This is a genomic window from Nitrospirota bacterium (assembly GCA_030684575.1).
Classification (GTDB): domain Bacteria; phylum Nitrospirota; class Nitrospiria; order Nitrospirales; family Nitrospiraceae; genus Palsa-1315.
Window position 1 is genome coordinate 467,522 of sequence record JAUXVD010000008.1, and the last position, 13,158, is coordinate 480,679.

The 13,158-nt window shown below is 59.1% G+C and carries 12 protein-coding genes; 3 read left to right on the top strand and 9 right to left on the bottom strand.

Features of this window, described 5'->3' with window-relative positions; translation table 11 throughout:
• Positions 1-118: 118 nt before the first annotated feature.
• Entirely contained in the window at positions 119-1,072 is a 954-nt protein-coding gene (locus Q8N00_05415; GenBank protein MDP2382224.1) for a hypothetical protein, read from the bottom strand.
• 461 nt (positions 1,073-1,533) lie between these two features.
• On the opposite strand from Q8N00_05415, the gene Q8N00_05420 reads away from it, so the two are divergent.
• The gene (locus tag Q8N00_05420; GenBank protein MDP2382225.1) at positions 1,534-4,422 is read left to right on the top strand and encodes a peroxidase family protein; all 2,889 of its coding nucleotides are present in this window, start codon (positions 1,534-1,536) and stop codon (positions 4,420-4,422) included.
• Positions 4,423-4,613: 191 nt separating this feature from the next.
• On the opposite strand, the gene Q8N00_05425 is transcribed toward Q8N00_05420, so the two are convergent.
• From Q8N00_05425 to Q8N00_05445, 5 genes are all read right to left on the bottom strand, one after another.
• Entirely contained in the window at positions 4,614-5,276 is a 663-nt protein-coding gene (locus tag Q8N00_05425; protein ID MDP2382226.1) for a DUF799 family lipoprotein, read from the bottom strand.
• The gene (locus Q8N00_05430) at positions 5,273-5,662 is read right to left on the bottom strand and encodes a DUF4810 domain-containing protein (GenBank protein ID MDP2382227.1); all 390 of its coding nucleotides are present in this window, start codon (positions 5,660-5,662) and stop codon (positions 5,273-5,275) included. Before Q8N00_05430 ends, Q8N00_05425 begins: the two co-directional genes overlap by 4 nt.
• Positions 5,659-6,000, bottom strand: coding sequence for a hypothetical protein (locus tag Q8N00_05435; GenBank protein ID MDP2382228.1), 342 nt, complete (start codon positions 5,998-6,000; stop codon positions 5,659-5,661). The genes Q8N00_05430 and Q8N00_05435 overlap by 4 nt, the downstream gene beginning before the upstream one ends.
• A 16-nt stretch (positions 6,001-6,016) precedes the next feature.
• Complete coding sequence (locus Q8N00_05440) at positions 6,017-7,006, bottom strand: CsgG/HfaB family protein (protein MDP2382229.1); 990 nt, start codon at positions 7,004-7,006, stop codon at positions 6,017-6,019.
• A 185-nt stretch (positions 7,007-7,191) separates the two neighbouring features.
• Entirely contained in the window at positions 7,192-7,959 is a 768-nt protein-coding gene (locus Q8N00_05445; GenBank protein ID MDP2382230.1) for a lytic transglycosylase domain-containing protein, read from the bottom strand.
• Between the two features lie 696 nt (positions 7,960-8,655).
• Between Q8N00_05445 and Q8N00_05450 the strand changes: the two genes are divergently transcribed.
• Positions 8,656-8,814, top strand: a complete 159-nt coding sequence (locus Q8N00_05450; GenBank protein MDP2382231.1) for a hypothetical protein — start codon at positions 8,656-8,658, stop codon at positions 8,812-8,814.
• A 252-nt stretch (positions 8,815-9,066) separates the two neighbouring features.
• On the opposite strand, the gene Q8N00_05455 is transcribed toward Q8N00_05450, so the two are convergent.
• The 3 genes from Q8N00_05455 to Q8N00_05465 form a co-directional block, all read right to left on the bottom strand.
• On the bottom strand, positions 9,067-10,026 hold the full coding sequence (locus Q8N00_05455; protein MDP2382232.1) for an AEC family transporter: 960 nt from the start codon (positions 10,024-10,026) through the stop codon (positions 9,067-9,069).
• A 474-nt stretch (positions 10,027-10,500) separates the two neighbouring features.
• Complete coding sequence (locus Q8N00_05460) at positions 10,501-11,352, bottom strand: hypothetical protein (GenBank protein ID MDP2382233.1); 852 nt, start codon at positions 11,350-11,352, stop codon at positions 10,501-10,503.
• A 380-nt stretch (positions 11,353-11,732) separates the two neighbouring features.
• Positions 11,733-11,924 carry a hypothetical protein gene (locus Q8N00_05465; GenBank protein MDP2382234.1) on the bottom strand — a complete coding sequence of 64 codons (192 nt, stop codon included), beginning with the start codon at positions 11,922-11,924 and terminating at the stop codon, positions 11,733-11,735.
• Between the two features lie 326 nt (positions 11,925-12,250).
• Between Q8N00_05465 and Q8N00_05470 the strand changes: the two genes are divergently transcribed.
• Entirely contained in the window at positions 12,251-12,982 is a 732-nt protein-coding gene (locus tag Q8N00_05470; GenBank protein MDP2382235.1) for an MBL fold metallo-hydrolase, read from the top strand.
• Positions 12,983-13,158: the final 176 nt, after the last annotated feature.

Below are 13,158 nucleotides of genomic sequence, written 5' to 3' on the forward strand. Positions count from 1 at the left end.
ATAGTCGTCCCGAGTATCCATCACCACATGCGCGCGCCGGGATCCGCCGTATCCACGGATCTCCGGCACGCCTTCGCTGGGACCGGCTTCCCTGTTCTGCGTCTCCTTTCCTCCCGCGTTACGCGGCGATGCGATAGACCCACCGGGCATTGTTGCGATTCATCTCAGCCATGGCCTTTTGTTCCCGGATGGTCGCGGCCATCGTGAGTCCTGTGAAAAATATCGCCACTAAGCCGAATGCCGCCGCAGCCAGGGCACCGACCGGGATTGGCGGCCACGAAGCCTGGTCCTGCGTGGCAACGACCAGGGGCGCCGACGTGGGTTCGGTAATCGCAAGTTGCGTGAGTCGGTCCGTCAAGGCATCGGTCCGAACGGCTGCGACGATCAAACTGGCCAGTTGATATTCATTCTTGGTCCAGCTCTCTTCCAACGTCGCCTGGAGATGGGTCATCCGCAGAATGGCATGACCCAGTTGTTCCTGGATCGACAGGCTCAAGCTGCGATAGTCCTGCGCCGCTGCAATGATGCGGTGTCCGAGCGTGGCTTGCCAGGTCGAAGCAAACTCCCGGTCCAGCAATTCCCCTCTGGCTTCGGCCGTCCGGATCATACGGTCGTTGTATTGTGAGACGTATTGATCTGCGGACAGCATCTCGCTCCGTACGCCCCGTTTCGTGAAGTTCACGATCTCGCGTCCCATGACGGTTTGGACGCGGGCGGCATGGTGATCAGGAACGGTCACGGCATCTCGCAGGATCGAGCCGAAGGGCCCGCCGGGGATGGATTGCAGATTGTGCTCGGCCATGGTCGCCTTGTTCCATTCAGTGATGGCTTCGGCCATGCCCAGGTTGCTACGGCGGGTTAGAATCGCACGCTCGACGATGGCCTGGCCAAGAGCCGGCTGGAGCATCGCCACGCCGGCCTGTATCCCCGTCGGTTGTTCAAGCGGAGTATAGGCAACCGGCGCGACCAGGAAGGTGCCAGTCGCCGCGACGAAAAACAGGAGCGCGCCGAACACGATGGCGCAGAGGCCCACTCCCACGATGACATCGATGGTGGTGTATTTGTTGGACATAACGACCTCCTTGTTGCCTCGGGCCATTCTGGGAGCGGTCGAGTTCCGCAGGCTGTCCGGCTCGAGTGACGTGTGACTGAGTGAGGCGATTCGCGGGAATCGTGATGGGCACAGTCAATTGAAGCATGTGTCGAGAGGCGGGCTCGATGTCAGCGATGGACCGAGTGCGCGGAAGAGCCCAGCTGCGGGGTACCAGGGCAATGGGAGTGGGAGATATGAAACTGCAATGGAGGGTAAACCCAGCAGGCCCGAACCGGTGGATCTGTGTTCCACGGAGGACCATGACAAATGCCTCATAGACCGAGGCGATTCGATGAGCTCCATTCACTCTACGCCCCGGTCATAGGCCGGTCAAGAGGGTGAGGGCGCAGGATAAGCATGTTGATTCTTCTCTGCATCAGACGTAGCCTAGGCTCGCGATGGGGACTGTGATGTTGTCCGCAGTTGAGAAGGGGGCTGAGATGCAGAGACGTACAGGGGCAGGGCTGATGATTGCAGCGGTGCTTGGCTTGCTTGAGGGGTGCGCCGGGCAGAGTCCGTTTGCGACGTATGTGGACTCCACAAAAGATTGTGTGGAGATGCTCGTGCAACGGGATCTGCAGAAAGTTGCCACGATACGAGAGCGGCGATTTCTCGGAAAGGTTCCGGATACCACGGCTCGTTGCCTTGGGGGGAACCATGCCGAAGGTCTCCGCGAAGGGCCTTGGTTGGATTGGCCCAACTATTGGGCCGCAGGCGATAGCACCTCACGAGCCCCTGCGCGTCTGTTCGCTCATGCCAAGGTGCTGGGCCCCAACGCGCATGGGATTAACGGCGCACTCTACGATCTGGAGGTGCAACGGATCGAACTCATCAAGTTCAACCTCTTTGACAATAATGGGACCTACGAATCCTACGTCACGGGCCGCGATGGCGAGGCAGGGACGGTGCTCAAAACATGGCCGGAGCTGCGATTGCCGCAGAGCCATCCCGACTATACAGACGTCGGCGGCGACCGAACACAAGTTTGCCGAGGAGAACTCATTCGCTTCCGCAGCCTGAGCGGTATCTGCAACGACATTCGCAATCCGCTGATGGGATCGACGCAGCAACTATTCGCGCGGAATGTGCCGTTTGACACGACGTTTCCCGACCTGGGCCTGACCGAGACTGCCAGGAATCGCCATGGGGATCGTCTGGGGCTTTTGAAGCCAGACCCCCAGGTCATCAGCCGGAAATTATTCACGCGCCCGCAATCGCAGCCCGATCGATGCCGCGAGGGCCATGGGTTGGCGGGGAACGCGAAGGAAGCCGAGTGCGAGTACAAGCAGGCACCCTTCTTCAATGTGCTGGCCGCTTTCTGGATCCAGTTCATGACCCACGATTGGTTCGCCCATGTGGAAGAGGGGCACAATCGGCCAGATTGGATGCCGGTCGGCTGTGCGACGCAACTGGTTAAGAACGTCGAGCAGCCGCTGACCGGTGATGAGGTCAAGCAGTTGGGCTGCCGTCCTGACGACAAGATCGATGCGGCCTTGATCGCCGACAGCACGGAGCCCCGCTCATTTATGCAGGGCGGCAAGACCTATCTTACGAGGGCGCCGAAGACCACCGCCAATCACGTCACCGCCTGGTGGGACGCCTCGCAGCTGTATGGATATGACGAGCGTTCCAGTAAACGTGTGAAGCGCGACCCCAAGGACTCAGCCAAGTTGTTGTTGCTGCCGGTTGAAGCGGGAGACAACGCAGGCTATCTGCCGATCTTTGAATCGGGCGACCCGATCAATCTTGAATGGTCAGGGCAGGAAGCCACGGCCTTTCCCGACAACTGGTCTATCGGCCTGAGTTTTTTTCATAATGTCTTCGCGCGTGAGCACAATGCGTTCGTCGAGGCATTCAGAACCCAGACCGAACTCACGCCAGATGGCGACAGCGGCTTGAGAAATCCCGCCGAGCCGGACCGCGTCATCCGCTACCGGGACGTCACTCCGAACGAGTTGTTCGAAGTGGCCAGGCTGGTCGTTGCGGCGGAGATGGCCAAGGTCCACACCATCGAATGGACCACGCAGTTGCTCTACAACGAGCCCTTGAACCGGGGCATGCATGCCAACTGGCAGGGGGTCTTCGCGAATCAGGAGCTGGTGGCGGGTGCGCTGCAGGAAGTCGTGCGGCGCCTCGGCGATTCGGAGGATGCGAAGAAGGCCAACAGCCTCTACGCGGCGCTGGCAGCCGGGCCCGGCATCTTCGGCTTGGGCAACCGGGTCTATGAGGGCGTGCCGCTCGTGGGCCTGATCGATTCCGGCAAAGTCGACCGCTGGGATCTGAAGAACGACGACCACATCAACGGGGGCGTGAACCATTTTGGCTCCCCCTTCAATTTCCCCGAGGAGTTCATCACGGTGTACCGGCTGCATCCGCTGTTGCCGGACCTGATCGACTACCGCGAGTGGAACAGGGAGCCGAACGTCATTCGGCAAAAGGTGCCGGTGATCGACACCTTCCGGAGCAAGGCCACCAGGGCGATGCGGGAGAAGGGTCTGTCCAATTGGGCGCTCAGCATGGGCCGCCAGCGGCTGGGAGCCTTGACCCTGCAGAACCATCCGCAGTTTCTGCAGAACCTCACGATGAATCGGCTGCAGTCTCCCACCAGACAGATCGACGTGGCCGCCCTCGATCTCATCAGGGATCGGGAGCGGGGTATCCCGCGTTACAACGAATTCCGCCGGCAGTATGGGCTGACGCAGTTGACCAGCTTCGATGAATTCGTGGACCAGCGCGAACAGGATGTGAAGAAGCGGAGCGAGCAGGAGCAGCTCGTGAAGACCCTGCGCGAGGTCTATGGACAGCACCGGTGCGATGCCTCCAAGAGGATCACCGACGCACGGTTGAATGACGACGGCTCACCCGTCAACGATTGTCTGGGCCATCCGAACGGCGCCATGATCGACAACATCGAGGACGTCGATACGGTAGTGGGATGGCTGGCGGAGTTTCGGCGTCCGCATGGCTTCGCCATTTCCGAAACCCAGTTCGTCGTGTTCATCCTCAACGCCTCGCGCCGCCTCTTCAGCGACCGGTTTTTCACGTCCAGTTTCCGTCCCGAGTTCTACACGACGTTGGGCGTCGACTGGGTCATGCATAATGGGCCTGGCCCTGAGCAGATGGAGCAGGGGAAGATCAACGGGCACACACAGCCGGTCTCTCCCATGAAACGTGTGCTCTTGCGGACGATGCCGGAACTGGCAGGCGAACTGCAGGGCGTCGTGAATGTGTTCGATCCCTGGGCGAGGGATCGTGGAGAATATTACAGCCTGGATTGGAAGGCGAGGGCTGGAGCAGAACAAGATGAGGCGTTCGCCAACAAGAAATAGGGGAGGAGGGTGTCCTGTTGATCTCCTGTGCTCGCGCAACGCGCGGTCGCGGACTCCCCTCGTTGGACGCGCGCAGTGGGAGATCAAGCAGGCCACCCTCCTAGAGAGAGATTGGCGAATTGAGAGGGGGAGAGGAGAGAAAAGAAGGAAGGGGCCTGGTCGTCCTCTTGCTCGCGGAACGCACGCGCGGTTTACTTAAATTGCTCCCGGTCTTTTTGGAATTCCGGATGGTACGGTCCTGCGGGGAGGCCAGACCGGGGTTGTTTGGCGACGAGGGTATTCGCTTGAAGAGCGATGGGTCGATATTGAACGGTTGAAGCGGTAATTGCCGCCTGGACTGCTGCGACGACCAGGGCTCCAATGAGCCCGCCTCCGCCACCCCCGCCGCTATTGTGAACCACTTTTTGTTTTCCCGTCCACAGCAGGGCTCCCGTACCGGCATCCACGAGGCGATAGTCGGCTCCCACGATGATGTTTGAGGCAAGGACAACGTAAGAGGTCGTCCAGTCTGTGATCGTCACATACAGGATCGAGTCCGCGCCGAAGACCTCTTTAAATTTCTCCGGGGGGATGGCGGCGATGGCGCCTTCGTCGGTTGCGCCCAGATCGTTGAGGACGTCTTGGACGAGGAATACCGGGAATACATAGTATCCGCGCTCGGCGAACGCGGCGCTGACGGTCGTGAGGAACACAGCCGGGGCATCCACCGCCGTGGTCTTGTTGGCGGGTGGAACGACGAGAATGGAACGTGGTTGATGGTCGAAAAAGTTCGAGTAATCCGGGTTGGGCTGTGTGACGCAACCGGAGAGGACGAGGGCCGCGCACGCGACAGTAAGATACGAGAAGTGGCTCATGGCGCGGGTTTCTTCTCTTTCTCTTTATCCTTCCGTCCTTGAATCCTGGAGACCATCGTGTCCATCAGCGGTTTCGACTCCGGGTACAACGCCGCTTCTTTCTGCAGTTCTGCCATGGCCTCCTCGGCTCTTCCTTGTTTGAAGAGGAGATACCCATAGTCGCCATGGATCCCCGGGCCCACTTTGGCGTTGGTGGTCTGAGCGTCATTAATGGTGGCGAGGAGCATGGTCGCGGCTTCGGTCTCACCTCCCGCTCCGGCATGCTGTTGGCGCGAGTAGAGGCTGTCTTCATAAGAGCCCCAATAGAACTGGGAGGCGGGCATACAGGCCGTGACGCCCAAGACGCAGGCGAACAGCGAGGCGACGGTAACGAGACGTGGCATCATCGGATATCGATCGTCCTGGTTGAGCCGGTTCCGATAAACACTTTCTGTTTCAAGCGCACGAGGCCGGCCTCACGGATTTCGATCTCATGTGTGCCGGGGGTGACGCCGAGCTGGCCCCCAGACCGATAGGCTTCTCCGGTTCCGATCGCGGTCCCGTCCAGGAAAATTTCATGCTGGTTCGCGATATTCGAAAATCGAATATAACCTTCGTCTTTGTTCTGATCGACGTTCGAGGTCGTGGTTTGCGATACGGGTCCGAAGAGGGGGGCAAACAGGCCGCAGGCAGGCAGGAGCAGGAGGCCGAGCAGGAACAGGCTGCGCAGTAGGATGGTCCTCATGAACGGCTCCTTCCCGTTAGAACTGGATGATGTGATCGGTCGTCGGCATCGGCCCATTGACGATCCGGCAGATCGAACCCTCGTTGGTGTCCGAATCCCCGAAGAACGACAGCACTTCCAGTTCGCCCAGCTGGGTATGGGGCAGCTGGATATTGAATCCCGTTTGCGGACTCTTGATCACCTTGCCGGCGGCCATGACTTTGAGATGGTCCCCGACTCTCAGCCCCTGCCGCGCTCCGCCGGCGACCATCACGTTGGGACCTTCCACCGTCAGGATGCTCGTGGTCCAGGGTTTATCGGCCAGCTTGTTGATCAGTTTATCGATCAGGTTCACCACGGCGGCAGAGAGGGCCTTGTCGTTCAGGGTCGAATCGAAGGTCGCTCGATCGCCGAGTCCGAGAATCGTCGATTGCTCGAGCGTCGCGTCTCCGGCGCCGTCATCGCTGAAGAAGGCATGTCCGGTGCGGGGATCGACCAGCCGGGCGTTCACCTTGGCATGGGCGATCTGTTGCCGCGACCGGGAAAACATCTGGACCTCGCCGACGTCCTTGCGTCCGAATTCGGCGATGGACCCGAAGATCAGCGCATCGACACCGACCATGCTTTGCTTGAATTGTTCGCGGCTGAGGCCCATCAGCTCGCTTTCCGCTTCGAGTTTGTTGAGGTCCTGCCGTTCGAGCACGATAAATTTTCCCGAGCGGGTCAACTCGGTCGAGAGCATGTCGGCAGCCTGTTTACCGAGCCGATCGAAGTTCGGGTCCCGGTTGTAGGCCTCCCCGAAGAGACTCGGCGACGTGGTGCGGGCCTCATTGGTGAAGCGGGCCACCGCGATCTTTCGCTTGAGGATGCGGACGGACGTGTTGGATGAGGCCCCTGAAAGATTCGCCGGGGCCTGGGCGGCCGGATTTGATGGGGTGGGACGGGAGTCCACCACCTCTCGTTTATCGTAGCTGGCGCAACTGGTACAGAGGAGGAGGACGGGAAGGAAGAATGAGGAGCGTCTCATGGTCACCTCAGTCAAGGACGAGGAGTTGGCCAATCTCAAACCGGGCCCACGGTACCAGAAATGCGATGTCCGGGCAAGTGAGGGTTCCGTAGAGAGCGTTCAGTAATGTAAGTCAGGTCTCTGTAGCAGGATTGGGAGACGTCATTTGATTGTCTCTGCGTCCAGCCTGTACCACCACTGACGAGCTATCGCTCCCGTCTGATCGTCTTGTCTCCTGCCGCCGGCTTGGCGAATTCGAATTTCAAGGCATTGACCCTGGACAGGTAGCTGTTCACGTCGTGGTCGCCGCATCGTTGGTTGGGAGTCAGCCGGAATCCTCGTGACGCATAGGCATGGCCGGCACCGGCTCCGCAGAGGTGTATCAAGGCCGCGAGGTCCTGCTTCTGTCGAAGCGTGACTCTGCCTCCCAGCCTGGTGCCAATCGCCTTGGCGACCGCGCGATCGAGCGAGGCCGAGGTCACTTCGATGGCATGGCTCGGCAGGACGCGGGTGTAGAGGCTGTTGAACCAACAGGAGTTCAGGTCGTTCCAGGGGCCGTCTTCGACCACCACATGGTCGTGGATGCAATAACGCGTTGCCTCGCGAAAGGTCCCGTCGGTGATCTGGTACATGCCGACCGCGCTCGATGCCGGTTGGTACCACTCAAATGGATTCCAGGAGAGATGCCAGCGCCAATAGGTTCGCGCCACCGGATTGCCCGCTCCCTCCGTCTGTGCTAATGCCGCCAGCAGATCGGCCGTAATGACCGGGGTCGCATGTTCGCGGAAGAGTGAGCCGTATTCCTTCCAGGTCTCAATGGGGCGCTTGTTGAGGGCCCGGTCCAGAGGAAAGAGGACTTCACTCGGCTTGTTGAATACGTGATAGGCCCAGTTCAAGCCGAGCCACATGAGGAGAAGGAAGACGGCGATCAGGACGGCCCGCATCGTCGGCGGCGACTTGAGCACGGCCTTCATCACGCGACGAAAATTATTCCATCGTGCGAGCAGAAACCGCCAGAAAGCTTTGATTGGCCCACGACGCCCGCGCCTGGTTCGGCGGCGTGGGCGTTTGGGGGAGTGGCGATTGGGTCTGGAGGACATGGGGACAATATACCCGATTGGACGAGGAGGAGAGGGGGCAGCCTGGTCGTCCTCCTGCTCGCGGAACGCGCACGATCAGAATGTGCTCGTTCGACGCGCGCAATCGAGGATCAACCAGGCCACCCCCTTGAGTGGAACGAGCAAGCATAGAAGGATCATTTATATCGTTGGACGCACGCAGTTAGAGACCAATCGGCCCACTCCTTTAAGTTAATGGGATATTGAGAGAGGAAGGGGAAACGAGCAAGCTTGGAAGGAGAGGGAGGGAGCGGCCAGATGCCCTTCTTGCTCGCAGAACGCGCACGATCAGAATGTGCTCGTCCGATGCGCGCAGTAAAGGGCAGCCTTGGCCACTCCCGTGAAGTGAGGTGGAGGGAATTGACAGGCATCCCGTCTTGCTGAATGCGAGGCAGAAGGCAGCTCTTGCCATTGCGATGAGTTGACACTCACCGACAGCGAGTCGTAGCCTGTGCCCAAATTCTTGTTGGCAACCAGCCGAAAAGTAGAATGTCCCCGTTTTGGTTCCTGCGATAATGCCGGTGATACTCCGCAATTGCTGGAGGAGGGGCCATGAAGAAAGCGAATGGTAAAGCAGAGGCGAAGTCCTTCGCGCAAGACGTCGGACGTGCGCTGCGGCGAGCGGCTAAAGTGGCCAGAGCCACAGCGCGAACGCACCATACACCTATTTATGTGTGGGAAAATGGCAAGGTCGTTGCGAAGAAGCCCTAGCCCACGCATCGTTTCCATTCCACCCGCTCTTCCCTTCTCATCAGCATTCTCAACTCAGCCGCGCGTCAGCGATCCTTTCTAGGGGCCTATCTCTTGACGACTGACGATTGGCGCACCCCATTCCCAATCCCTATCCCAGCAGGCTGTTCAGAAAGGTCGTCCAGCAAGGCCGCAGTAAGCGGAGGGGCGAGGCATACTCTCGGCAGTAGGTTGAGCCACTCCGCGCCGCGAGAACGATGCTGGCGGCTTTTATCAACGGCTTGTTAGCAGCGCGGCAAGTTGAGGCAGCCAGGGAAGCAGTGCCACGCCGACACAGATCGAGAGGGCCACGATCGAGGCGACCAGATCTTCATCCAGGCCGGTTTCCGTCGCGAAGATTACCGCCGTCACCGCTGACGGCATCCCGGCGATCATGATCACGACCGCTCGTTCCAATCCGGTGAGATCCAGCAGCCAGGCTGCGACCCATCCCAGCAACAGTCCGCCCCCCATCCGCATCGCCGCACCCAGACAGGTCAATGGCCAGGTCCGCCGCAGCGCCGCGAAACTGATCGAGAGGCCGAGCACGAGGCTCGCGAGTGGCGTCGTCGTCAGATGGACCGGCGTCAGGATCGTGTGGAGCCAGGAGGGCAGATGGAGGGCGGCGGCCTTCAAGGCGAGCATGAGCGTCAAGGCCAGGAACGGGGGCGCGGAGAGCAGGCGCAACAGCGGCGAGCGCGCCGTGGGTGAGGCTGTGCCATGCCACAGGGCCATCGCATACAAGGCTGTGAGCGTGAGCGCGGTCTGGCCAAGGTCGAAGAGAATCGCCTGCGCGAGTCCCTCGTCGCCGAACGTCGCGAGCGCGACGGGATAGGCGAAGTACACGGAGTTGATACAGCCGACGGCGAGCAGGAATCCGCCCTGCGTCGGGCGGGCGAGGTGCAGCAGTCTGGCAAGCGGCCAGGAGGCAAGCACCAGCGGGAGCGACACGAGGCAGGCAGCGAGGGGCACCTTCCAGGCCGTCGGCGCGAAGGCCACGCGATCGAGCGACACGAGAATCGTGGCAGGGAGACTGACTGAAAAGACGAGCAGGCTGAGCCGTTCGGTATGGTGCTTGGTGAGGAGGCCGGACCAGCGCAGTGCTGCGCCGGCGATGAAGAGGATGAGGAAGGCTTGGAGGGAGGGGGGCATGGGGGGAGAGAGTAGCAGAAAAAGAGGAGCGGGTCGTGGCACTCACCAACCGGAGGGGGGATGCCGTCGCGGTTCGCGCACCGACCTCCCGGACCGATCCTTCCGGGCTGCACCGGGCGGAAGCCTTCTGGAATTCCCGCCGCCACGGTCTTGCGACCGTGGGCGTTGGTCAGTTCCAGCTTTCCTTCCCGGCTCCGCCTCGGTGGATACCTCGGTCCTCCGGTCAGGTGCGCAACCCGCGACGGCACCCCTTGGTGAGTGCCACCTGTGAAGAAAAATATTGGGATAGTGGGGGGAAGAGGGAAATTCGAGCAAGTTTGGAAAGAGGGGGGCAGCCTGGTTGTCCTCTTGCTCGCGGAACGCACACGATAAGTAATGTGTTCGTCCTACGCATGCACGATGGGACCGATTCAGGCCACTTCGAAGGCATGGTCCCCATGAAAGGAGGAGAGAAACGAGCAAGCGTGGAAGGGCGATTATGTTGCCCTTGACGCCCTCAAGCTTCCCAGGCTCCTTCTAATTGGAATAGTTGTGTTGTTCGCAGTACTCAAAACCTTTCCCGACTGGTTCGTATTTAGCGCATACGGCGCTGACATGAGAATTTTGAAAAATGTCCAAATAAGTTACCTTCCCAATAATAAGTATCTTCAACCGTCCAGCCTTGATTTCCGCAATAGATTTTTCCGTAGCTGGGCTGGTTGCTTCAGTCTGAATGGACAGTGTCGCATTGGGGAAGGTGGTGCCAATGCTTGGGCGATCCTTATGGCTTCTGGCCATTTGGTCCAGATTGAAATTCCCTATGTTAATGGGAAGCTCCTTTACTTCCATGTAAAAAAACCCCTTGGCTTTCAAGGCTGGACTATGACCAGTATTGGTGAAAATAATTTCAATGCGGATCGGCTTACCAACTTCGAAAGTCATTACTTTAATGTTAGTTAGTCCAACCCAAGCTCGCTGTCCCAAACGCGAAGCCTCAATAGTCGCCTCCAGCGCAGCTTTGCTTTGTGCTGCTCCTGTAGAGGCGGCCTCAGCAATTTTCTCTGTTGCGGCAATAAGCTTTCCTGTTTCAACACCACCCGCTTTCATCTCGGCAAGTTGAGCTTGCATTGAAGTGGTTTGCTCTCTCATGGCATTCAATTGATTGATAGCCGTCACGGCAAGGACTCCGGCTACAACCAGGCCAACGAGAGTAACGCCGCTCTCAATTTGGCGGTCGATGCCAAGGTCTTGCCATTTTTGATGCAAGGATTTGGATGGTTGCTTATCTTGGCTGCTCTGCCTCTCTCGGCTGGAGTACTCTACTATGTCCACGCCGGGAAATTCGTAATCGCATTCCTGTTCCTTGTTGCTATGTTGATCGTCACTCATTTTCCTCTAAACCCTATTTGGCCTTCGGCTGGTTACTCGCTGTCTTTGATGCATTCACTGATACACGGATATACGCTTGCAACGCAGACAGTCAACGAATAAGCTTGGTGAGAGGCCGGGCTACTTATTCGTAAGGTCTCCCCCTGCGAGTTGGCTAGCCCTGTGATGATCGATGTGTTCCTGCCGTTATCGTCCACGACTTCTACCGGTTCTCCGCTCTGCCTGGAGGAGGAAAAAGTGCCAGGAACCATTGTTTGGGTGAGTCCCTCGCCGTGGTTCTGCGGGGAGGCGTCAATCTCAGCGAAGATCACCGGTCTACATTTCGCCAAGACTCACCGGGTTAGATCATGATGCGTTTCGGGGGGACCATGGGCTGCCGCTCAGGGGCATTCTAGGGTTTCTTGTTTCTGGTGAAGGTATGCGGCCCTGAGCGTTCCTGCGATGGCGTTGACGGTCTTGATGTCGTCTTCGTGTCCCGCGAAGATTTTGTCCGCGACATCCCTGTGCTTTTTGATGTATTCAACTGCCACATCGAGCACGCGGGCTTCTTCTCTGGTCAGTTCCAGCTTCATGCTTCCCTCCTCTACTAGCTGTTTTTCAACCTATCTATCTATGTGGTCTAGAGGTCGATCCTGTCACCGTCCCAATATGTTTATCGTTAGGACAAGCATAACGCTATTCTCAATACGTACACAATCTATCGCGATTGTATGAACTGCCAAAACGGCGGACTGTGAGGATCGATGTGTTCCTGTAGCCGTCGGCCCCGCCTTCGACCGGTTCTCCGCTCAGACTGATGCCGCAGTGGTTCTGGCCAATCCTGCCCGGATGGGTTCGTTGACAGGCTGATGTGCCGGCGGTAGCCTACGGCTCTTATCTTTCATCCTCGGAGGGTGCCATGGCGACTGTTTCAGAGATTGCGCCGGACTTGTTTCGGATTTCGACCTTCGTGCCGGATTTCAATTTGCAATTCAATCAATTCCTGGTGCGCGATGCCGAACCGTTGCTGTTCCACACCGGCCCGCGCGGGATGTTTGCTGCGGTGCGTGACGCCGTGGCGACGGTGCTCGATCCCAAGACGATACGATGGATCGGGTTCAGCCATGTGGAGTCCGACGAGTGCGGTTCGTTGCCGGAGTGGCAGGCCCTGGCCCCGCAGTCGACGGCTGTCTGCAGTCTGGTGGGCAAGCTGGTGAGCGTCGGTGATTGCGTGGCGACGCGGCCTGCCTTGGGGATGCAGGATGGGGAGGTGCTGACTACTGGAAAATATCGCTTCCGGTTTCTCCATACGCCGCATGTACCCCATTGCTGGGAGGCGGGCCTGTTGTTCGAGGAGACGCAGCGGACGCTCTTGTGTTCGGATCTTTTTCACCAGGCAGGCGATGTTGAGGCATCCACACAGGCGGATGTGTTGGGCCGCTGCCGGCAGGTGCTGGTCGAGTATCAGCAGGGCCCCTTGGCCAACTATATGCCCTATTCCACGCTCACGGATCCGACGCTTCAGCGCCTGGCGGCCCTGCAGCCGAAGACCTTGGCGACAATGCATGGCTCGGCCTTCGTCGGCGACGGCTCCCGTGCGCTCCGTGACCTGGCTGTCGTGCTCAAAGAGGAGCTGGGCCCGAGATCGTAGGCTTGTTGGCTCGGCTCGCTTGCTCGTAGCAGGCGTGACTCGATAGTTGACGGTCGGGGAGCGACGCTCCGAACACTTCAGCCTTAAGACCGCCGTACACAGTCTCACTGTTTTCGCACCTCCCGCGCACCTCGTATACAGAGAGAGGGCCTGTTCCTGCATCCGTCATCAGCTCT